Source organism: Streptacidiphilus fuscans (assembly GCF_015690355.1).
In the GTDB taxonomy this organism is placed as follows: domain Bacteria; phylum Actinomycetota; class Actinomycetes; order Streptomycetales; family Streptomycetaceae; genus Streptacidiphilus; species Streptacidiphilus fuscans.
Map to the genome: position 1 here is coordinate 349,627 of NZ_JADPRT010000002.1, position 20,920 is coordinate 370,546.

General features: G+C 72.2%; 17 protein-coding genes and 1 pseudogene. 9 read left to right on the top strand and 9 right to left on the bottom strand.

Annotated features, from left to right (window positions below):
- Window positions 1–34: 34 nt before the first annotated feature.
- On the bottom strand, window positions 35–343 hold the full coding sequence (locus I2501_RS05245) for a DUF3817 domain-containing protein (RefSeq protein WP_328806218.1): 309 nt from the start codon (window positions 341–343) through the stop codon (window positions 35–37).
- Between the two features lie 108 nt (window positions 344–451).
- On the opposite strand from I2501_RS05245, the pseudogene I2501_RS05250 reads away from it, so the two are divergent.
- Both I2501_RS05250 and I2501_RS05255 read left to right on the top strand, forming a co-directional pair.
- A pseudogene (locus I2501_RS05250) lies at window positions 452–1,201 on the top strand (DUF2127 domain-containing protein); the annotation flags it as partial.
- 196 nt (window positions 1,202–1,397) lie between these two features.
- Window positions 1,398–1,928, top strand: coding sequence for a MarR family winged helix-turn-helix transcriptional regulator (locus tag I2501_RS05255; RefSeq protein WP_196192628.1), 531 nt, complete (start codon window positions 1,398–1,400; stop codon window positions 1,926–1,928).
- Between the two features lie 15 nt (window positions 1,929–1,943).
- Here the strand turns inward: I2501_RS05255 and I2501_RS05260 are convergent, their stop codons facing one another.
- The 4 genes from I2501_RS05260 to I2501_RS05275 all read right to left on the bottom strand — a co-directional run bounded on the left by I2501_RS05260 (window position 1,944) and on the right by I2501_RS05275 (window position 6,133).
- The gene (locus tag I2501_RS05260) at window positions 1,944–3,017 is read right to left on the bottom strand and encodes a LysR family transcriptional regulator (protein WP_196192629.1); all 1,074 of its coding nucleotides are present in this window, start codon (window positions 3,015–3,017) and stop codon (window positions 1,944–1,946) included.
- Complete coding sequence (locus I2501_RS40505; RefSeq protein WP_196192630.1) at window positions 3,017–3,682, bottom strand: DUF3592 domain-containing protein; 666 nt, start codon at window positions 3,680–3,682, stop codon at window positions 3,017–3,019. The genes I2501_RS05260 and I2501_RS40505 overlap by 1 nt, the downstream gene beginning before the upstream one ends.
- 92 nt (window positions 3,683–3,774) lie before the next feature.
- Window positions 3,775–4,728, bottom strand: coding sequence for a methylmalonyl Co-A mutase-associated GTPase MeaB (meaB, locus tag I2501_RS05270; protein ID WP_196192985.1), 954 nt, complete (start codon window positions 4,726–4,728; stop codon window positions 3,775–3,777).
- Window positions 4,729–4,924: 196 nt separating this feature from the next.
- On the bottom strand, window positions 4,925–6,133 hold the full coding sequence (locus I2501_RS05275) for an acetyl-CoA C-acetyltransferase (protein WP_196192631.1): 1,209 nt from the start codon (window positions 6,131–6,133) through the stop codon (window positions 4,925–4,927).
- Window positions 6,134–6,415: 282 nt separating this feature from the next.
- Between I2501_RS05275 and mce the strand changes: the two genes are divergently transcribed.
- The 3 genes from mce (at window position 6,416) to I2501_RS05290 (ending at window position 12,949) form a co-directional block, all read left to right on the top strand.
- On the top strand, window positions 6,416–6,889 hold the full coding sequence (gene mce / locus I2501_RS05280) for a methylmalonyl-CoA epimerase (RefSeq protein WP_196192632.1): 474 nt from the start codon (window positions 6,416–6,418) through the stop codon (window positions 6,887–6,889).
- 285 nt (window positions 6,890–7,174) lie between these two features.
- Window positions 7,175–11,884, top strand: coding sequence for a hypothetical protein (locus tag I2501_RS05285; protein WP_196192633.1), 4,710 nt, complete (start codon window positions 7,175–7,177; stop codon window positions 11,882–11,884).
- A gap of 129 nt (window positions 11,885–12,013) precedes the next feature.
- Window positions 12,014–12,949, top strand: a complete 936-nt coding sequence (locus I2501_RS05290; protein WP_196192634.1) for a coiled-coil domain-containing protein — start codon at window positions 12,014–12,016, stop codon at window positions 12,947–12,949.
- Between the two features lie 191 nt (window positions 12,950–13,140).
- Here I2501_RS05290 and I2501_RS05295 read toward each other — a convergent pair whose 3' ends face one another.
- On the bottom strand, window positions 13,141–13,944 hold the full coding sequence (locus I2501_RS05295) for an alpha/beta fold hydrolase (protein WP_196192635.1): 804 nt from the start codon (window positions 13,942–13,944) through the stop codon (window positions 13,141–13,143).
- 113 nt (window positions 13,945–14,057) lie between these two features.
- Here I2501_RS05295 and I2501_RS05300 point away from each other — a divergent pair, with 113 nt between their 5' ends.
- Together I2501_RS05300 and I2501_RS05305 are read left to right on the top strand one after the other, a co-directional pair.
- Window positions 14,058–15,122, top strand: coding sequence for an ABC transporter ATP-binding protein (locus tag I2501_RS05300; protein WP_196192636.1), 1,065 nt, complete (start codon window positions 14,058–14,060; stop codon window positions 15,120–15,122).
- Window positions 15,119–15,883 carry an ABC transporter permease gene (locus I2501_RS05305; protein WP_196192986.1) on the top strand — a complete coding sequence of 255 codons (765 nt, stop codon included), beginning with the start codon at window positions 15,119–15,121 and terminating at the stop codon, window positions 15,881–15,883. The genes I2501_RS05300 and I2501_RS05305 overlap by 4 nt, the downstream gene beginning before the upstream one ends.
- Window positions 15,884–15,918: 35 nt before the next feature.
- Here I2501_RS05305 and I2501_RS05310 read toward each other — a convergent pair whose 3' ends face one another.
- A complete protein-coding gene (locus tag I2501_RS05310; protein WP_196192637.1) occupies window positions 15,919–16,248 on the bottom strand; it encodes an ATP/GTP-binding protein in 330 nt (109 codons plus the stop codon).
- Between the two features lie 329 nt (window positions 16,249–16,577).
- Between I2501_RS05310 and I2501_RS05315 the strand changes: the two genes are divergently transcribed.
- The gene (locus I2501_RS05315) at window positions 16,578–17,810 is read left to right on the top strand and encodes an LLM class flavin-dependent oxidoreductase (RefSeq protein ID WP_196192987.1); all 1,233 of its coding nucleotides are present in this window, start codon (window positions 16,578–16,580) and stop codon (window positions 17,808–17,810) included.
- A gap of 47 nt (window positions 17,811–17,857) precedes the next feature.
- Here the strand turns inward: I2501_RS05315 and I2501_RS05320 are convergent, their stop codons facing one another.
- Entirely contained in the window at window positions 17,858–18,250 is a 393-nt protein-coding gene (locus tag I2501_RS05320) for an SCO5389 family protein (protein ID WP_196192638.1), read from the bottom strand.
- A 401-nt stretch (window positions 18,251–18,651) separates the two neighbouring features.
- On the opposite strand from I2501_RS05320, the gene nucS reads away from it, so the two are divergent.
- Window positions 18,652–19,311, top strand: a complete 660-nt coding sequence (nucS, locus tag I2501_RS05325; RefSeq protein WP_196192639.1) for an endonuclease NucS — start codon at window positions 18,652–18,654, stop codon at window positions 19,309–19,311.
- Here nucS and I2501_RS05330 read toward each other — a convergent pair.
- Entirely contained in the window at window positions 19,298–20,872 is a 1,575-nt protein-coding gene (locus tag I2501_RS05330) for a carboxylesterase/lipase family protein (protein WP_196192640.1), read from the bottom strand. The two genes, nucS and I2501_RS05330, sit on opposite strands and share 14 nt — an antisense overlap.
- Window positions 20,873–20,920: the final 48 nt, after the last annotated feature.

Below are 20,920 nucleotides of genomic sequence, written 5' to 3' on the forward strand. Positions count from 1 at the left end.
CGACACGCTGCCGCCGCCGTGCGAACGGTTCGGCTCAGGCCATGGACGGCGCGGTCTCCCGCTCCTCGCGGCCGAGCAGACGCTCCGCGTAGATCCCGCCGAAGGGGATGACCGAGAGCGCCATGATCCAGACGAAGCGTCCGAAGGTCCACCGCTGCTCGCGCCAGGCCATCAGCGCGAAGATCGCGTACGCGGTGAAGAGGCAGCCGTGCAGCATGCCGAGCACCGGGACGGCGTTGAAGCTGGTGGTGTACTTCAGGTACGTGCAGATCAGCAGCAGCACGAACGAGACGCCCTCCGGCATGGAGACCAGGCGCAGGCGGTGGACGGCGGTCGTCTTCACGGGTACCTCTCGGAACGGTCGCAGCTGTTTGTGCTGACTTTGTGCTGGGCGTTCCGTTCAGTATGACCGACCACGCTTTCTTCCCTTCAGGCGGATATTCTCCCCGGCATGACGAGGGACTGGGACCGCCGCCACTGCGCCCGAAAAGGACACATCACCTACGCGCCGACCGAGCCGGAACTGCGTGACCGACTGCACGCGCGGACCGCGGTGGGAGAGGTGTGGCGCTGCCTGCGCTGCGGTGACTACACCGTCGGTGCGGCACACGGTAAGGGCCCGGCGGCCGACGCCCCCTACGTCCCGCGCGGCAACGCGCTGCGTGACCTCTTCATCCTGCGCTTCCTCGCCGTCGAGCGACTGCTGCGCGGCGTCTTCATCGTGCTTGCCGCCTGGGCGGTCTGGAAGTTCAGCAACAACCAGAACGCGGTCGCCCAGCTCTTCCACCAGGACCTGACGCTCTTCCGGCCGCTCGCCAACCACTTCGGCTATGACCTCGACCACTCCCCTGTGGTCGACACCATCCAGAAGACCTTCCAGTACAAGCACAGCACCCTGCTGATCGCGGCGGGCGCGCTGCTCGCCTACGCGCTGATCGAGATCGTCGAGGGCTTCGGTCTCTGGGTGGCCAAGCGCTGGGCGGAGTACCTGACCGTGGTGGCGACGGCGGCGTTCCTGCCGCTGGAGGCCTACGAGCTCAGCGAGAAGGTCAGCGGCTTCAAGATCGCGACGCTGGCGCTGAACGTGCTGGCCGTCGTCTACATCCTGCTGGCCAAGCGCCTCTTCGGGCTGCGCGGCGGTGCGAAGGCGTTCGAGGCGGAGCGGCACGGCGCCTCGCTGCTCGAGGTCGAGGCCGCGGCTCACGAGGCGTCGCTGCAGCAGTCGGAGCAGAACATCCAGCAGCTGGTGCGCCGGACCGTCCACCAGAGCACGCCACTCGATCGAGTGGCACCGCAGTCGGAGTCACCCCTTGGCGAGACTGCGGACATGGCCGCGGAAGAACCGACGACGATCCGTGAGTAGTACAAGTTTCAACTAATCGGCGTATCATCGGGGCATGGACACCACCGCCGCTCCCGTCGCCCTCGCCGAGTCCCACCAGGACCCCGCCGAGGCGGCCCACCAGGACGCCCCGTGGCTCACCGCGGAAGAACAGCGCCTGTGGCGGGCTCACCTGGAAGTGAGCCGGCTCCTGATGTACCAACTGGAGCGCGAGCTCCAGCCGCACGGGCTGTCGAACAACGACTACACCATTCTCGTCGAACTGTCCGAGGCTCCGCAGCACCGGATGCGGATGACCGACCTCGCGGTCGCCACCCTGCAGTCGAAGAGCCGCCTCTCGCACCAGATCACGCGCATGGAGGCGGCCGGTCTGGTCACCCGCGACAGCTGCCCGGGCGACCGCCGCGGCCTCTACGCCGTCCTCACCGACGCGGGCTGGCAGACGATGCGCCGGATCGCGCCGCAGCATGTGCGCAGTGTGCGCGAGCACTTCATCGACCGGTTCGACGAGGACCAGATCGCGGCGATGTACGAGGCGCTGGCCCCGGTCGCCGAACACCTGCGCGAGCTGCGCGGACGGGGGTAGCGGGCGGGGCGGCGGCTACTGGCCGTCGCGCGGCTTCTCGCTCGGGTCGCGCAGGCGGCCGGAGACCCGGGGCTCGATGCCGGGCAGTTCGCGCGAAGCCAGTTGCTCCGCGGCGCGCAGCATCGCGCTCTGCAACGCGGCCACCGCGGCCTCCGCCGCCGGGACCGGCGTGCTGCCGCCGCTGCGGCGCAGCGTCCGGACCAGGAACCGGCCCGGCACCGGCAGGTCGGCGATCCGGCCGTGGGTGATCTGGACGGCGGAGTGCGCGGGCAGGATCGCCGGGCCGATTCCGGCCGCCAGCATGCTGTAGACGGCGAACCGGTGGACGGCCCGGTGCTCCACCGACGGCTCCACGCCGTGCTCCGCGGCGAACCTCCGGAAGGCCAGGTCACGCGGCGAGCCCTCGGGGGCGCCCACCCACGGCACCCCGGACAGGGCGGACGGCTCGACCGGGCCGTCCGGCGTGCCCCAACCGTACGGCAGCACCAGCCGGTACTCGTCCTCGAACATCAGCAGCGCGGTGGCCCCCGGCGGCACCGGCGTCGGAGCCGCACCGTCGTCCTGGATCACCAGTACGTCCAACTCGCCCAGACGCAACGCCCGCAGCCCGTCCGCACGTCCGGCCTCGACGAGCCGGGGCGTCAGCGCGGGGTGGGACTCGGCGAGGAAGTGCAGCGCGGTGGTGGCGAAGAAGGTGATGGCCGGACCCGGAACGCCGATCGAGACCGGCCCGGACACCCGACCGCCCAGCGCCTGCAGCTCCCGCTCGGCGTCGGCCAGCGCGTCGCCGATCCGGCCGCCGTACTCCGCCAACAGCCGCCCCGCAGCCGTCAGTTCGGCTCGTCCGCCGCTGCGGTCGACCAGCGGCACCCCGGCTTCCTTCTCCAACCGCTGCAGCTGCTGCGACACCGCCGACGGCGTGTGCCCGAGCGCGCGGGAGGCCGCGGCCACGCCCCCGCCTTCGGCGATCTGACGCAGGATCAGCAGACGCTTCGGATCGAGTTCCACACCGACCATCCTCGCAGGGACGGCGGACGTGTCCATCAGCTCGGCCTGCGTCAGTCCGGCGTGCATCAGCTCGGCTCGCATCAGTCCAGGCCCGTGCCGAGGCTCCACCGGATCAGCGCGGCGAAGGGCGTGCCGACCAGGCCGATCAGGATGCCGATCCACGCCACCCAGTAGGAGCGGCTGACTTGGGCCGGGCGCTCGGGATGCGCGGGGTCGATCCGGACGGTCACCCGGTGTCCGTCCGGCCACTTCTGGGCCGCGCCGTCCTGGGACGAGTACGTGTGCCCGCCCACGACCCAGTGGTAGGTGCACGAGTTTCCGGCGTCCGAGTCTTCGACGCAGTCCGTGACGGTCGCACTGACCCGCAGCGTCGCGTGGTCGTCCAGCGCGTGGGCGTGGAAGAAGTAGCTGAGGCTGAAGGTGAGGACCGCCGCGCAGACCCAGGCGAGGAAGGTCACCACCAGGACGTCGACGTGGTCCCCGCGACCCCGGTACGGGTCCGAGCCGAGGACGGCGCGAAGCACCCCGGCGAGAATCGCGCCCCCGACCGCCCACGCGGCCACCGTCCATCCGCCCACGGACGTGGGCGTCCCCCACCCGCCGAACCCGGCCACGGCCAGCGCCACGAACACGGTGGCGGTCGCGAGCCCGCCGGCCACGCGGACGGCCAGGCGCGCCGCGCTCAGGGCGCGGTCACGCGCCGGTCGGCGGTAGGAGCTGGGGCGTCGGTCCTGAATCGTCGTCACGGACCGAGCGTCTCAGCGCCCCGAGGAGACGACCAGCAAGCGCCGCTGGCCCCGGGTTTCAGCTCCGCTAACGGTTGGTTCGCGACCGACGGTCAGCCCGTCACCGCGGCGATCAGCTGGTCCGCCGCCGCGTACGGGTCCAGCTCGCCGTCCGCGACCCGCCGGGCCAGCGCGTCGAGGTGCTTGTCGCCGTGGACGTCGCCGAAACGTTGGCGCAGCGCCGTCACCGCGATGGCCTCGACCTCCTGCGCGGCACGCCGCACACGCCTCGCGGCGAGTTCGCCGTTTCCGGCCATCCAGGCGAGGTGCTTCTCCAGGGCCTCGACGACCTCGTCGATACCCTCCTGCTTCGCCGCGACCGTCTTGACGATCGGCGGGCGCCAGTCGCCCGCCTGCCGTGCCTCGCCGAGGCCCAGCATGTGGTTGAGCTCGCGGGCGGTGGCGTCCGCGCCGTCGCGGTCGGCCTTGTTGACGACGTAGACGTCGCCGATCTCCAGGATGCCCGCCTTCGCGGCCTGGATGCCGTCGCCCATGCCGGGGGCGAGCAGCACGACGGTGGTGTCGGCCTGGGCCGCGATCTCGACCTCCGACTGGCCGACACCGACCGTCTCGACCAGGATCACGTCGCACCCGGCCGCGTCCAGGACCCGGATCGCCTGCGGCGCGGACCAGGCGAGGCCGCCGAGGTGGCCGCGGGTGGCCATGGACCGGATGAAGACCTCCGGGTCCGTCGCGTGCTCCTGCATCCGCACCCGGTCACCCAGCAGCGCACCGCCCGAGAACGGCGAGGACGGGTCGACGGCCAGCACACCGACCCGCTTGCCGAGCCGCCGGTACGCGGTGACCAGCGCCGAGGTCGACGTCGACTTGCCCACGCCCGGCGAGCCGGTCAGGCCGACCACGTAGGCCTTGCCGCTCAGCGGCGCGAGCGCGGCCATGACCTCACGCAGCTGCGGGGAAGCGCCCTCCACCAGAGAGATCAGCCGAGCGACCGCACGCGGTCGCCCCTCTCGGGCCTGCTCGACCAGCGTGGGGACGTCGATCATCGTGCGGAGCTCCAACTCTGGATCAAAGGGTCAGAAATGGATCCGAGGTGCAGTTGCACTAGCAAGGGGCGCGGGGAACTGCGCGAGAACCACCCTGTGCGGATGGCCCTGCGCGCACGGCGACTCACCGCTCTGGGCGGCTTGTCGCGCAGTTCCCCCCGCCCCAGGAGGTGCAACGGACCCCATGCGACAAGGATTACGCCTTCGGCACGCGGACGATCAGCGCGTCGCCCTGGCCGCCGCCACCGCACAGCGCCGCCGCGCCCACGCCGCCGCCGCGGCGCTGCAGCTCCAGCGCCAGGGACAGCACCAGCCGGGCGCCGGACATCCCGATCGGGTGACCCAGGGCAATCGCGCCGCCGTTGACGTTCACCTTGTCGAGCGAAATTCCGAGGTCCTTCACCGACTGCACGGCGACGGCCGCGAACGCCTCGTTGATCTCGACCAGGTCGAGGTCCTCGACGCCGATGCCCTCCTTGCCCAGGGCGTGCTTGATCGCGTTGGACGGCTGCGACTGCAGCGAGTTGTCCGGGCCGGCCACGTTGCCGTGGGCGCCGATCTCGGCGATCCAGGTCAGGCCCAGCTCCTCGGCCTTGGCCTTGCTCATCACGACCACCGCGGCGGCGCCGTCGGAGATCTGCGAGGCGGAACCGGCCGTGATCGTGCCGTCCTTGGTGAACGCGGGACGCAGCTTGGCCAGCGACTCGACCGTGGTGTCGGCGCGGACGCCCTCGTCCACGGAGAAGACGACCGGCTCGCCCTTGCGCTGCGGGATCTCCACCGGGACGATCTCGGCCTCGAAGACGCCGTTCTTCTGCGCGGCGGCGGCCAGCTGGTGCGAGCGGGCGGCGATCTCGTCCTGCTCCGGGCGCTGGATGCCCAGGCGGGTGTTGTGGATCTCGGTGGACTCGCCCATCGGGATGCCGTCGAACGCGTCGGTCAGGCCGTCGTAGGCCATCGCGTCGAGCATCTCGATCGCGCCGTACTTGAAGCCCTCGCGGGACTTGGGCAGGAGGTGCGGGGCGTTGGTCATCGACTCCTGGCCACCGGCCACGACGATGTCGAACTCGCCGGCGCGGATCAGCTGGTCGGCCAGGGCGACCGCGTCCAGGCCGGAGAGGCAGACCTTGTTGATGGTCAGCGCCGGGACGCTCATCGGGATGCCGGCCTTGACCGCGGCCTGGCGGGCGGGGATCTGGCCGGCGCCGGCCTGGAGCACCTGACCCATGATCACGTACTGGACCTGGTCCCCGGTGACTCCGGCGCGCTCCAGCGCGGCCTTGATCGCGACGCCGCCGAGGTCGGCGCCGGAGAACCCCTTGAGCGAGCCGAGCAGGCGGCCCATCGGAGTGCGGGCGCCCGCGACGATCACGGAGGTGGTGGCGCTGCTTGCCGTGTTGCTCATGGTGGTCGAGCCCCTTTGCTCTGAATGCTCTGCAGGAACTGTTCTGACGGGCCCCGCGGGAGTCTCACGCGTCCCACGGGAACCGGCCGCCCGGTGTGCCACGGCACCGAGTGCCAGTTGGGAGTTTTCCGCTCAATGTATCGACCGGCCGAGGGACCGTCACCCGGCACGCGGTGTGATCACGGGCACCATCGGCACGGGTTTCGCCACGGCACGAGTTGCGCTCTATTGGAAGCGTCGACCATCGACCACTCATTCCCTGCCTGCAGAAGGGCCTCCCCCGTGCTGACGCGCATCGACCACATCGGCATCGCCTGTTTCGACCTGGACAAGACCGTCGAGTTCTACCGGGCGACCTACGGCTTCGAGGTCTTCCACACCGAGGTCAACGAGGAGCAGGGCGTCCGCGAGGCCATGCTCAAGATCAACGAGACCTCCGACGGCGGCGCCAGCTACCTGCAGCTGCTGGAGTCCATCCGCGAGGACTCCGCCGTGGGCAAGTGGCTGGCCAAGAACGGCGAGGGCGTCCACCACATCGCCTTCGGCACCGCGGACGTCGACGCGGACTCCGCGGACATCCGTGGCAAGGGTGTGCGAGTCCTCTACGACGAGCCGCGGATCGGCTCCATGGGTTCGCGGATCACCTTCCTGCACCCCAAGGACTGCCACGGCGTGCTGACCGAGCTGGTCACCTCCGCCGCGCCCGGCGCCCACGGCGACGCGCACGCCGCGACCGACCAGGAAACCCACGAGTAATCAGACTCCACACCCCCACGACACCCCCACGCGAGAAAAAACCCGCAGACCCCCCTGCACGCACCCCTGATGACGTGAGAAAATGCGCCGGTGCCACGGTCCGGTAGCCGGGGGGCGCGGGTGGGGGGTGCTCAGCAACCTCGTGGCCCACTCTCTCCCACGATCTGCCACCATTCTCCGTAAGGCATAGGGTTCATCAAGGAGCTCACCCGGACGGCCGATCGGGATACACCCGATCCGGCGCACGGGCTGGCGACGCGATCAGGAGACGGATGGGACCGCGGAGTGCGGGGCAACGACGGCTACGAGGTTGACGATCACCTCGCCAAGTTCGAGGCCGAGATGGATCGGCTTCGCAAGGAGCGCGAGAAGGCCGTCACACATGCCGAGGACCTCGCCTACCAGGTGGAAGTCCTCCGCGCCAAGCTGCACGAATCGCGTCGGCAGCTTGCGCAGCCGCGCGCCTTCGACTCCGTCGCCGGCCAGGCCGAACAGATCCTGCGCAACGCCGAGGCCCAGGCCGAGCAGCTGCGCCAGGAGGCCGAGCGCACCCGGATGGAGGCGCAGAACGCCACCGCCCGGCTGATGCAGGAGGCCGCCGACCGGTCCGCCCGGCTCCAGGCCGAGTGGCAGGCCGAGGCCGAGGCGCGTCGTCGCCACCTCGAGGCCGAGCTGGCCGACATGCGGCGCAGCGCCGAGCTGCACGTCAACGAGAACGTCTCCTGGGCCGAGCAGGCCCGTGCCGGGACCGAGCAGCAGGCCCGGCAGCTCATCGACGAGGCGCGCGCCGAGGCCGAGCGCCTGATGAGCGTGGCCCGCGCCGAGGCCATGGCCGTCTCCGAGTCGGCCACCTCCCAGGTCGCCGCCGACGTCGAGTCCACCCGCGCCGAGGCCGACGCGGTGCTGAAGCGTGCCCGGACCGAGGCCGAGCGGCTGCTCAACGCCGCCGCCGCCCAGGCCCAGGACGCCACCGAGCGGGCCGAGCGGGTCCGGGTCGAAGCCACCAGCGAGGCGGAGACGCTCCGGGCGACCGCCGAGGAGCGGCTGGCCAACGCCGAGGCCGCCGGTCAGCAGCGCTCGGACACCGCCAAGGCCGAGGTCGCCCGGATGGTCGCCACCGCGATCAAGGAGGCCGACGAGGTCAAGGCCGAGGCCCAGCGGCTGCTGGAGGAGGCCCGCGAGGAGATCGAGCGGCTCCGCACCGAGGCGCTCGAGTCCGCCCGCACCCAGGGCGCCGCCACCGCGACCGTGCACCTGGCCAAGGCCGCCCGCACCGCCGAGGAGGTCGTCGCCCGCGCCACGGCCGACGCCGAGACCGTCCGGCGGAACGCCGCCGAGGAGGCCGAGCGGGTCCGCGCCGAGGCCGAGGCCGAGGTGCAGCTGCTGCGCGAGCAGGCCAGGGCCGCCGCCGACCAGGCCCAGGGCATGGCCCTGGACGAGATCGCCGCACACCAGGACGCCGCCGCCCAGCTGCGCGCCGAGGCCGAGCAGCTGCGCGCCGACACCGCCGTCGAGGCCGAGCGGACCCGGGGTGAGGCCCGCCGCCAGGCCATAGCGCAGATCGAGGAGTCGGCCCGCACCGCCGAGGAACTCCTGGTCAAGGCCAAGGCCGACGCCGACGAGCTGCGCGGCGGGGCCGCCGGGGAGGTCGCCGCCACCAAGGGGCGCGCCGCCGAGGAGGCCAGGGAGATCCAGGGCCGCGCCGAGCAGGTCCTGGCCCGCGCCAAGACCGAGGCCGAGCGGATCCGCGGCGAGGCCGAGGGCATCCGTGACGCCGAGGCCGCCAAGGGCGTGGCCAAGGCCGAGGAGGTCCACGCGGCCGCCGCTGCCGCCGCCGAGGAGACCCGCAAGGCCGCGGCCGCCGCCTCCAAGGAGCTGCGCGCCGACGCCGCCGCCGAGGCCGAGCGCGTGCAGGCCGAGGCCCGCCAGGAGCGCGACCAGATCCTGGCCGCCGCCGAGCAGTTGGCCGCCGATCGGGCCGAGGAGGCGCGCGCGGCCGCGGAGCGCGCCTCGGCCGACGCCGACGCCGCCGCCGAACTGCGCGAGCGGACCACGGCCGAGACCACCGAGCTGCGCGAGCGCACCGCCGCCGAGGTCGCCGAGTCCCGTGCCCAGGCCGAGAACGAGCTGGCCCGGATGCGCGCCGACCTGGACAGCGAGGTCGAGCGGATCCGCACCGAGGCGCGCGACGCCGCCGCGCAGGACCTGGCCGAGGCCAAGGCCCAGCGCGACGCCGCCGGCGCCGACGCCGAGCGCATCCGTGGCGAGGCCGCCGAGCGCGCCGAGGTCGACCTGGCCGAGGCCCGCTCTCTGCGGGAGCAGGCCGCCGCGTCCATCGGCGACGCCGAGGCGGAGGCCGAGCGGATCCGCGAGGCCGCCCGCGACCAGGAGGCCGACCTGGTCCGCCTGCGCGAGTCCGCCGAGGCCGACGCGGAGCGGATCGCCGAGGAGGCCCGCCAGGCCGCCGAGGCGCAGGCCGCCGAGCTGGCCGAGCAGCGCACCGCGGCACTGTCCGCCGTGCAGGCCGAGGCCGAGCAGCTCCACGCCCAGGCCCAGGAGGCCGTGGCCCAGGCGCAGCAAGCCCTGGAGCAGCGCGACGCCGAGGCCGCCGCCCAGCGCGAGGCGCTGCTGACGGATGCCCAGGGCGAGGCCGAGCGACTGCGGAACGAGGCTCAGGCCACCGTCGAGCAGGCCGAGCAGACGGCGCGTCAGCAGGCCGCCGAGCTGGCGGAGGCCCGCGCGCACAGCGAGCGCGAGCTCGCCGAGCAGCGCGACGCCGTGCTGGCCGAGGCGCACGGCGAGGCGGACCGGGTCCGCGCCGAGGCCCGCGAGGCCGCGTCGGTCGACCTGGCCGAGGCCAAGGCCTCCCGCGAGGCCACCGCACAGACCCTGATCGAGGCTCAGGCCGCCGCCGACGAGACCCGCGAAGCCGCGGCGACCGACGCGGAGGAGGCCCGCCAGGCCGCGACGTCGGACGCGGAGGAGATCCGCGCCCAGGCCCGTCGCGAGCACGAGGAGACCGCCGCCGAGCTGGCCCGACTCCGCGCCGAGGCCGACGCGGTGATGGCCGCCGAGCACGCCGCGATGGTCGAGCAGCGCCACCAGGCCGACGCCCGCGCCACCGAACTCGTCGCCCAGGCCGAGCAGGCCACCGCCGATCACACCGCCGAACTGGCCGCGCTGCGTGCCCAGGCTGAGAACGAACTGGCCGACCGGCGCGACGCCGTGCTGGGCGAGGCCCACGGAGAGGCCGACCAGATCCGCGCCGAGGCCCGCGAGGCCGCTTCGGTCGACCTGGCCGACGCCAAGGCGTCCCGCGAGGCCGCGGCCAAGGCGCTGACCGACACCGAGACCGCCGTCGCCGAGCTGCGCGACGAGGCCGCCAAGGTGCTCGCCGACGCCGAGCAGCAGGCCGCCGCCGACCGCGAGGCGTTCGACGCCGAGCTGGCCGAGCTGCTTCGACAGGCGGAGCAGTCCGCCGCCGAGACCGCCGACTCCGCCGAGCGCGAGGCCGGGCAGGTGCGGCAGTTGGCCACCACCGAGGCCGCCCGGGTCCGGGCCGAGGCCGCGTCCGACCGCGATCGGGTCACCGCCGAGCTGGCCGGGCTGCGGAAGGAGGCAGCCGAGGCCTTCGCCGACGAGCGGGCCAGGCTCGACGCCGAGCGTGCCGAGAACGAGCGCGAGGCAGCCGCCCGGATCGCCGCCGCCGAGGACGAGGCGGCGCAGATCCGCCAGTCCGTGGCCGGGATGCACGAGGCGGCCGAGGTCCAGATCACCCAGCTGCGCGCCGACGCCGAGCGCGAGGCCGCGCAGATCCGCGAACTGGCCACCGGCGAGGCGGCCCGGGTCCGGGCCGAGGCCGAGCAGATCCGCGAACAGGCCGAGCAGGAGTCGGCCCGGCTGCGCGCGGAGGCGGAGGAGCTCCGCACCCGCACCGCCGAGGAGTCCGCCCGCACCCTGGCCGAGGCCCAGGAGCTCGCGGAGTCCGTCACCACCGACGCCGAGACCACCGCGCTGGCCGCCACGGCCGCCGCGGAGGAGCAGGCGGACGCCATGGTCTCCGCCGCCCGCAAGGAGGCGGAGCGGATCACCGCCGAGGGCACGGCCGAAGGCCGCACCCTGGTCGAGCAGGCCCGTCGCGACGCCGACCAGATCCTGGTCGAGGCGCGCGGCGACGCGGCGCAGATCCGCGAACGTGCCGAGGAGCTGCGCGAGCGCATCCACGGCGAGGTCGAGGCACTGCACGAGCGGGCCCGCAAGGAGTCCGCGGAGGCGCTGCGCTCGGCCGGTGAACGCGTGGACAAGCTGATCGCGGACACCACCGAGCAGTTGGACGCGTCCAAGGCCGAGGCCGACCGCGCGTTGGCCGAGGCGCAGGACAAGGCCGCCGAGATGCAGGCCGACGCGTCCGCCGAGGCGAGCAAGGTCCGCATCGCCGCGGTCAAGAAGGCGGAAGGGCTGCTCAAGGAGGCCGAGGCGCGCAAGGCCGACGCCGTGGCCGAGCTCGAGACGGCCCGCACGGAGTCCGCGCAGATGCGGCAGGCCGCCTCGGACGCCGCCGAGCGGACCCGTCAGGAGGCCGTCGAGGCAGGCGAGTCGGAGCTGGTCCGGGCCAGGACCGACGCCGAGCGCACCATCGACGAGGCCCGCTCCGAGGCCAAGCGGATCACCGACGAGGGCCGCAGGGAACTCGACGAGCTGGTCGGCCGCCGCAAGGACATCAACACCGAGATCGCCCGCGTGCAGGACGTGCTCCAGGCCCTCGAGTCCTTCGAGGCGCCGGCCGGTGCGGGCAAGGCGAACGGGGGGACGGCGGGCGCCGACAACGGCTCCGCCAACGGCACGGGCCGCGGGGGCAACGGCACGGGCAAGGCGAACAACGACAGCGACTCAGGTTCGGGCAAGGGCGGCGGTCGCGGGGGTTCCCCCGCGGGCGTCGGAGCGGGTGCAACTCGTGCGAGTGGCAAACGCGGTGGTACGCAACCACCCGATTGAGCGGTCATTCTCCACTCTTCATCGGCTTTACGTCGATGACACTCCGAATCCGTGTCAGGATTCGCCCTATCACCTCATCTCAGACTCCATAGACACCACCTCTGGCAGACGGACAGGAACTCCACCCCCATGAGCGACACACACTCTCCGCACGGCTTCGACGTCGTGCGCCGCGGGTACGAGCGTGCTCAGGTCGACGAGCGCATCAGCAAGCTGGTCGCGGACCGCGACGGCGCTCTCAACCGGATCTCCGCGCTGGAGAAGCGCATTGAGGAGCTGCACCTCGAGACCCAGACGGCGCAGGCGCAGATCACCGACGCCGAGCCGTCGTACGCCGGCCTGGGCGCCCGGGTCGAGAAGATCCTCCGCCTCGCCGAGGAGGAGGCCAAGGACCTCCGTGACGAGGCCCGCCGCGCCGCCGAGCAGCACCGTGAGCTGGCCGAGGCCGCCGCGCAGCAGGTGCGCAGCGAGGCCGAGGGCTACGCCAAGGACCGCAAGGCGAAGAGCGAGGAGGAGGGCGCTCGCATCGTCGAGAAGGCGAAGAGCGACTCCACCCAACTGCGCGCCGAGGCCGCGAAGGACGCGCAGAACAAGCGCGAGGAGGCCGACGCCCTCTTCGAGGAGACCCGCGCGAAGGCCGCCCAGGCCGCCGCCGACTTCGAGACCAACCTGGCCAAGCGCCGCGAGCAGTCCGAGCGTGACCTGGCTGCGCGTCAGGCCAAGGCCGAGAAGCGCCTCGCCGAGATCGAGCACCGCGCCGAGCAGCTCCGTCTGGAGGCGGAGAAGCTCCGCACGGACGCCGAGCGCCGCGCGCGTCAGACGGTCGAGACCGCCCAGCGCCAGGCCGAGGACATCGTCGCCGACGCCAACGCGAAGGCGGACCGCGTCCGCAGCGAGAGCGAGCGCGAGCTCGCCGCGCTGACGAACCGTCGCGACAGCATCAACGCCCAGCTCACCAACGTCCGCGAGATGCTCGCTACCCTCACGGGCGCGGCGGTCGCCGCGGCGGCAGCCCCGGACGACGACGTCATGGGCCGCGGCGTCCCCGCGCAGCAGAGCCGGTAGGCAGAGGGGTACCTATTCGCTCCCGCAGACGGTGGCAACACCCAAGGGGCGCGAGGAACTGCGCGAGCAACCACCCTGCCGGGATGGCCCTGCTCGTTCAGCGACACACCACACACGGTGGCTTGTCGCGCAGTTCCCCGCGCCCCTGACGTTTGCAACTACCTGCGGCAGCAAAGCGCCCACCTGCTCGCTCAATCAACGCGGGCCAGCAGACTCCTGACCGCGGTGTTGAACGCCTCCGGGACCTCCAGAGGTGAGAGGTGGCCCGCCCCCGGCAGGATCGTCAGTTCGGACTGAGGAAGCGCCTCGGCCAGCGCCTCCGCGTCCGACGGCGGAGTGAGGACGTCCTCCGCGCCGACGACGACCAGCGACGGGACGTCGACCTTCCGCAGGTCCGCGAGGGAGTCCGGTCGGGCGGCCATAGCCCGCTGCGCCCAGGCCACCGCCTCCGGGGAGGCCGCCTCGATCAGCGAAGCAACGTGCGCGACCAGCTCCGGTGCGCGCGACGCCGTCGTCGCGCCCAGCAGCGGAGCGGGCAACTGCTCGTCCACCAGCAGGCGCACGCTGTTCCGGGCCAGGACCGCCGACGCGACGCGTTCGCGGTTGGCGCGGGCCTGGTCGGTGTCGGCCGTGCCCTTGGTGTCCGCGAGGAGGAGTCCGGCCAGGCGCTCGCCGTGGCGGCGGGCGAAGGCCATGGCGACGTAGCCGCCCATGGAGACGCCGCCGACGACCGCCTCCTCGATGCCCGCACGGTCGAGCAGCAGGGCGATGTCGTCCGCCAGCAGGTCCAGCGACGGGGCGTCAGCACCCAGCTCCGTACCGCCGAAGCCGCGCAGGTCGACGGCGAGGACGCGGGCGTCCGAGCCGTCCGTGCCGGGCAGCTCGTCGAGCTGGGCCTGCCACATGCGGGCGGACAGCGGGAAGGCGTGCAGCAGCACCAGTGGCGTGCCCGAGCCCGCCTCGCGCACGGAGAGCACGGAGAGTCGTTCGGCCATGGGGCCAGCGTAGGACGCACGGCCGCCGATCGGCGCAGGTACGGGGCGGGACGTGGGGTTCTGACCTAGTGTGGCCAGGGACGTCCAGTTGAGGGAGTCCAGGGAGTGCGCCCATGATCGAGCTCCACGAGCTGACCAAACGGTACGGCGACAAACTCGCCGTCGACCGGCTCAGTTTCACGATCCCCACCGGCGTGGTCACCGGGTTCCTCGGGCCGAACGGCGCCGGGAAGTCCACCACCATGCGGATGATGCTGGACCTGGACCGGCCCACCGCCGGAAGCGTCCGGATCGACGGTAAGCAGTACGGTCAGCTGCGCGAGCCGATCAAGTACATCGGCGCCCTCTTGGAGGCCAAGGCCGTCCACCCCGGGCGCACCGCCTACAACCACCTGCTCTGGCTGGCCCAGAGCAACCGGATCCCGACCCGTCGGGTGGACGAGGTGCTGAGCCAGGTCGGGCTGACGGCGGTCGCGAAGAAACGGTCGGGCGGGTTCTCGCTGGGCATGGGTCAGCGGCTGGGCATCGCCGCCGCGCTGCTGGGTGATCCGAAGATCCTGATGTTCGACGAGCCGGTCAACGGCCTGGACCCGGAGGGCATCCTCTGGGTCCGCAACCTGATGAAGGCACTGGCTGCGGAGGGCCGGACGGTCTTCGTCAGCTCGCACCTGATGTCGGAGATGGCGCTGACGGCGGACCACTTGATCGTCATCGGTCAGGGCAGGCTGCTGGCCGACCTGTCGATGAACGACTTCATCGACCAGAACTCGCACTCCTTCGTGCGGCTCCGCACGCCGCAGCCGGAGCAGTTGCTCGACCTGTTGGCCGCCAACGGCATGACCGCGACGCCGGACAGCGACGGCGCGTTCGAGGTGGTCGACGCCGACCCGGCGCGGATCGGCGACCTGGTCGCGGCGCACGGCGTGACGCTGCACGAACTGAGCCCGCAGCGCGCGTCGCTGGAGGAGGCGTTCATGCGGATGACGGCGGACTCGGTCGAGTACCACACCGGCGTCTACCCCACCCACCCGCTGCCGCCCGGCGAGCTCGGTCAGCCCGGCGAGCCCGTCGAGTCCGGCCAGCCCGTCGACTCCGCACCCGCGTCAGCACCCACCTCCGCACCCGCGTGGGGCGCGGACTGGAGGAACAGCAAGAGCCCGAAGAAGAAGGAGAGCTGACGATGGTTCCGGTGCTGCTCTCCGAGTGGACCAAGGTGAGGACGGTCCGGTCGACCGTCGTCACCCTGCTCACCGCGTTCGTGGTGACGGTCGGCCTCGGCGCGTTGATCTCGTTCTTCAGCAACAGCAACTTCAGCAAGATGGGCGCGTCGGAGCAGGCCAGCTTCGACCCGACCTCGACCAGCTTTTCCGGGATCTTCCTCGGCCAGCTGTCCCTGATCGTCTTCGCCGTGCTGGTGATCGGCAGCGAGTACAGCAGCGGAATGATCCGGGCGACGCTGGCCGCCGTTCCGCAGCGGACGACGCTGCTGGTGGCCAAGGTGCTGACGGTGCTGGCGCTGGTGCTGCCGGTCGCGCTGCTGACCGCGTTCGTCGCGTTCTTCCTCGGGCAGTCCCTGCTCGGCAGCCACCGGACGCACATCGGCGACCCGGGCGTGCTCCGCGCGGTGTTCGGGATGGCGATCTACATGACGCTGATCGCGCTGTTCTCGCTGGGCGTCGGCTTCATGCTGCGCAAGCCGGTGCTCTCGCTCGGCCTGCTGATGCCGTTCTTCTTCCTGATCTCGCCGATCCTCAGCGCGGTGCCCAAGGTGAAGACGGTCGCCCACTACTTCCCGGACGAGGCGGGCCAGCGGTTGGCCGCCGTGCACGGGTCGACCAGCATCCCCTACGGGCCGCTCGAAGCCTTCTTCATCGTGCTGGCCTGGGTGGTCGTCGCGCTGGGCGTGGGCCTGATCCTGCTCAAGCGCCGGGACGCCTGAGCTGCCGACGCCACCGCCGAGGCAGCGGAGGAACCTCAGTACCGGGGAGCGCCGCGGCCGCGGAGCACGTTCGCGCCGCGGCGTTCGCGCGCCGACCAGCAGGCACGGTGCCAGTGGCGGCGGTCGTCGACTCCCCCGGCCGCGCCCATCGACGCGGCGGGCCAGGCGACCACATGGCCGACGCCGGGCGGGATCTCCTGGTCGCATCCCGGGCAGCGGTAGAACTTGCCACTGTCGCCGGCGACCGAGCGGACGTGCCACTCCTCGCCGCCGAAGTCCTCGGTCTGCTCCATCCAGTGACCACCGGAAATAGCACGGGGGTTCTGGCGTTCGTCCCCTCGGGGACGACTTCGGCGAGGAGACACGATTCCCCCTTGCTGGGCGGCATGCTGGTGCCTCACAGGGTAATGGAACCGATGCGTCATGGCCCGATTCCGGCGGTGAAGGCCCTTTACCACAGGGTCCAGGATCCCGCCAGAGGCCGATGCCAATTCCACCCGTTATCGCTCCGACTGGCGGTTTTCGCTGTGCCCGTGGCACATGACGTGAGTTACTCCAGTGGTAGACGCGGGATCGAAGTTTCCCGCGATGCCAAGGAGTTGATTCCATGTCCGCCGTGCAAGCCAGCGCCGTCCCCATTCTCGCGCCGTACCGGCTGCCGAGGCAGCGGACAGCCCGGCGCGCGCCGGTCGGGATCACCGCCGGAGCGTTCCTGCTCTCGGCGCAGTTCCCCGGCCAGAGCCACGCCGAAGCCCTGGAACGCACCGTCTCCGCAACCATAGCGGCTGAACAGGCGGGCCTGGACAGCGTCTGGCTGGCCGAGCACCACTTCGTCCCGTACGGAGTCTGCCCCGACGCCGCGACCCTGGCGGGCCTGCTGCTGGGCCGGACGCGTCGGATCCGGGTGGGCACGGCGGTCAGCGTGCTGCCGACGCACCACCCGGTGCGGTTGGGCGAGCAGGCCGCGCTGCTGCACCTCACCTCGGGCGGACGGTTCACCCTCGGCGTCGGCCGGGGCGGGCCGTGGATCGACCTGGCCGTCTTCGGGGGCGGGGCGGAGGCCTACGAGACGGGCTTCCCCGAGTCGCTCGACCTGCTGCTGCGCTGGCTGCGCTCCTCGCGGGTCGGCGCGTCGGGGCCGCACTACTCCTTCCCCGAGGTGCCGGTGGTGCCGCGGGCGACCGAGCAGCCGCTCACCCCGATCCAGCCGCTGCACCCGACGACGTCGCCGCGCCAGCGCCCGACGGTCGGTCAGCACGTTGGTCAGCACGCCGGTCAACACACGGGCCAGCACGCCGGTCACGCTTATGCCGACGCGTTCCCCGACGCCCACACGGACGCGTACGCGGAGGCTCCGGCGACGATGGCGGCGCTGGCGGCACCACGGGCGGTCGGGGGGCCGCCCGTGGTGGTCGCCTGCACGTCTCTCGGTTCGGTCCGGCTGGCCGCGCAGCGCGGCCTGCCGATGCTGCTCGGGATGCACTCCGGGGACGAGGACAAGGCGGAGATGCTGGCCGCCTACCGCAACGCGGCCCTGGAGGCGGGCCGTTCGCCCGACCAGGTCGCGCGGGTCGAGGCCGAACACGTCGCCGCCGGGGTGGCCCAGGTCGGCGACAGCACCGCGGAGGCGCGGGCGCAGTTGATGCGCTCGATGCCCGGCTTCTTCCAGTACGGTCTGGGCGCGCACCGGACGGTCGACGGACGGGAGCGCCGCATGCGCGACCCGGAGCAGTACACCGAGCTCCTGTGCGACCTGCACGCGGTGGGCACCCCTCAACTCTGCGCCGACAGGCTGCTGGCCACGCACGAGCGCACAGGCATTCGACGCTTCGCCCTGCTGGTGGAGGGCTCCGGCGACCGGGCCGAGACGATCGGCAACATCGCCCGGCTGGGCGCGGAAGTCCTCCCCCAGCTTCCGCAGGATTGACGTGACTGGATCGGAATTGACTCGATCAGATCCGCCCCCGAACCTCGTCAGCAGTCCCGCAGCTCCGCGGACTGGTTGAGCACCTGGGCACGGATCGAGGTGAACTTCTCGTAGCGGGCGTCGGACTCCGGCCCGGGCGGGAAGACAGCGACGCGGTGGCAGTTCTGGAACGCGAGCCGGACACCGAAGTGCCGCTCCAAGGCACCCTTGATCGCGTTGCTCGCCATGGCACGCAGCAGCTGGCCGCGGGCCTGCTCGGACGGCGGGGGCACCTGGTTGTCGGCGAACTCGCTGCCGTCGACCTGCTGCTGGACGACCAGCGAGCTGATCAGATCCCAGGCGTAGGGCAGGGAGGTACGGACGCAGTCGACGAATTCCCTCTCGTCGACCTCGCCTCGCTCGGCCTTTTCGAGCAGGGCCGGTGAGACGTCGAGCGACATGGGTTCTCCTCTCGCAGTGCCTCCGCGAACGGGCCGCCGCGGAGGGGTGGTGCAGAGTGGACGGTGGTTGCGCAGTCCGCTCTCCCGCCGCGGCTCCGGCGGAAAGGCGTACTCACCAGCGTCCCAGGGAACGGCCGGGTAGGGAGCGGAATGTGGCAATCTCCCTACCCTGAGTGTCCGTGACTCACCGTAAGGGGTGATACACAGTGACACCAGAGTGCGACGAAAGGATCAAGCCACAGTTGTGGTGACCCGACTGTCACACGGCGCGTGCTCTGCGTAGTCGTCGGTACTCGACTGCGACAACGCGCCCGCGCACGCCGGTGTTCCGGCGAACCGCCTTCGGCCAGGTTTGGCGTGGAATCGCTTCGAATGGCCTTCGTGGGCTAGCGTGGTCGGCCGTGCGTCTCGTCATTGCCCGCTGCTCCGTCGACTACGCAGGCCGGCTCACCGCCCACCTGCCGTCCGCCCCTCGGCTCATCCTGGTCAAGTCGGACGGAAGTGTCGCCGTGCACTCCGACGACCGCGCCTACAAACCGCTCAACTGGATGTCGCCGCCCTGCACGCTCAAGGAGGAGGACGGCCGTTGGACGGTCGAGAACAAGGCCGGTGAGAAGCTGATCATCACCCTCGAAGAGGTGATGCTCGACTCCTCGCACGAACTCGGCGTGGACCCGGGCCTGATCAAGGACGGCGTCGAGGCCCACCTCCAGGAGCTCCTCGCCGACCGCATGGAGGTCCTCGGCGAGGGCTGGTCGCTGATCCGACGCGAGTACATGACGGCGATCGGTCCGGTCGACATCCTCTGCCGCGACGCGGAGGGCACCACCGTCGCCATCGAGATCAAGCGCCGCGGCGAGATCGACGGCGTCGAGCAGCTCACCCGCTACCTCGAACTGCTCAACCGCGACCCGCTGTTGGCCCCGGTGAAGGGCGTCTTCGCGGCGCAGCAGATCAAGCCCCAGGCCCGGGTGCTGGCCAACGACCGCGGCATCGACTGCGTGGTGCTGGACTACGACGGGCTGCGCGGCATCGAGGACGACAAGCTCAAGCTGTTCTGATCGCCGGTTCGCTTCGTTCGCCCCGCGCGCTTCCTTCGCCCGCCAGGGCGAACGGCACGGGCAGGTGGTCGCCCCAGATCCGGGCGGACGTCCGCTCCGGATAGGGGCCGGTGTACGGCTCGGCGTCCAGGACGCGGGTCCACTGCTCGGCGGTGTCGTACGCCATCCATCCGGGGTCCCCGGATGTGGCGAAGCGGACCCATGCCCGCCGGAGTTCCTCCGACACCGCGACGGCGGCCGGCGACGGCTGGTCGCCGAGCAGCCCCCTGCCGGTCGGGCTGTCGAGCGAGCCGAAGGCCAGCGGGACGTCGAGGCTGTGGCAGGCGCCCAGAACGCCGCCCATGGCGGGCGATTCCAGGGACAGTTCGAAGAGGAACGAGGTGCCGCCCGCGGCCTGGTTGGCGCGCGCCAGGTGCAGCGAGGGCATCCGGAACAGCGCATCGGAGCCGATCGTCTCCAGCAACTCCCCTGGACCGCCCTGGGGTTGGGCCGACCGGTAGGCGTCGGCGGCGGCCGGGGTCGGCGCGAACAGCTCCAGCATGGTCGTGGCCTCGTCCTCGGTGAAGCTTCCGAGCCGTCCGGCCATGACCGTGAACAGCCGGAACTCGTCCCGGGTATGACCGACCAGCAGGTCGATCCCCGTCGCCTTCCCAGAGTGGAGCGCGGCCCAGGGCGACGCGGGCAGGACCTCGCCGTCGACGACCGGGAAGACCGCGACGCCGGTGTGCGCGAGCCGCCCCCAACGGTCGCGATGGCCGGGCAGGTCCGTGCCGAGCGCGGTGACGGCCTCGGCCAGGCGCGCCGGGCTGACGTCGGCGAGGCCGACGGCGGTGGGCTCGACGCCCAGCCGCTCGGCGAGCGTCGCGGTGACGGACGCGGCCAGCGCCGGGGTGCACAGGTTGCCCGGCACCGAGTGGGCGATGGCGCGACGGAACAGCCCCCGGGCACGCTCCATGGTCAGCAGCGCGGCGACCGAACCCGCTCCGGCGGACTGTCCTGCGACGGTGACTTGACCCGGATCCCCGCCGAACGCGGCGATGTTGCGCCGGACCCAGTGCAGCGCGGCGATCTGGTCGAGGAATCCGCGGTTGGGCGGCGCGCCGTCGATCAGCGCGAAACCTTCCGCGCCCACACGGTAGTTGACGCTGACGACGACCAAGCCGGCCTGTACCAGCGCGGCAGGGTCGTACATCGGATCGGCGGCCGTCCCGGCGATGTAGGCGCCACCGTGGATCCACACCAACACCGGCAGACCGGCCGCGCCCGGGTCGGGGGTGGCGACGTTGAGCGTCAGCCAGTCGTCGCCGTCGACCACGCCGACCACGTCGGCGGTGACCGGCCCGGACTGCGGCACGGCCGGACCGAACACGGTCGCCTCCCGGACCCCCTCCCACGGCGACGGCTCGACCGGCCCGGCGAACCGCAGCGCGCCCACCGGCGGCCGGGCGTACGGGATGCCGCGGAACTCGGCGAAGCGGGCGCGCTCGCGTCCGGCCGACCCGGCGCGCCAACTGCCGCGCACCGCGCCTGCGTCGGTGCGCACGACAGGACCCTCGGACATGACGTCTCCCCTCATCCGGCCGCCTCGGCGGCGCGGGGCGGCTCCCGC

Excerpts from the sequence above, each read along its gene's own strand:
- I2501_RS05255 (WP_196192628.1), top strand. The coding sequence starts at position 1,398 with ATGGACACCACCGCCGCTCCCGTCGCCCTCGCCGAGTCCCACCAGGAC.
- I2501_RS05260 (WP_196192629.1), bottom strand. The coding sequence starts at position 3,017 with ATGCGAGCCGAGCTGATGCACGCCGGACTGACGCAGGCCGAGCTGATG.
- meaB (WP_196192985.1), bottom strand. The coding sequence starts at position 4,728 with ATGATCGACGTCCCCACGCTGGTCGAGCAGGCCCGAGAGGGGCGACCG.
- I2501_RS05275 (WP_196192631.1), bottom strand. The coding sequence starts at position 6,133 with ATGAGCAACACGGCAAGCAGCGCCACCACCTCCGTGATCGTCGCGGGC.
- I2501_RS05290 (WP_196192634.1), top strand. The coding sequence starts at position 12,014 with ATGAGCGACACACACTCTCCGCACGGCTTCGACGTCGTGCGCCGCGGG.
- I2501_RS05295 (WP_196192635.1), bottom strand. The coding sequence starts at position 13,944 with ATGGCCGAACGACTCTCCGTGCTCTCCGTGCGCGAGGCGGGCTCGGGC.
- I2501_RS05300 (WP_196192636.1), top strand. The coding sequence starts at position 14,058 with ATGATCGAGCTCCACGAGCTGACCAAACGGTACGGCGACAAACTCGCC.
- I2501_RS05320 (WP_196192638.1), bottom strand. The coding sequence starts at position 18,250 with ATGTCGCTCGACGTCTCACCGGCCCTGCTCGAAAAGGCCGAGCGAGGC.
- I2501_RS05330 (WP_196192640.1), bottom strand. The coding sequence starts at position 20,872 with ATGTCCGAGGGTCCTGTCGTGCGCACCGACGCAGGCGCGGTGCGCGGC.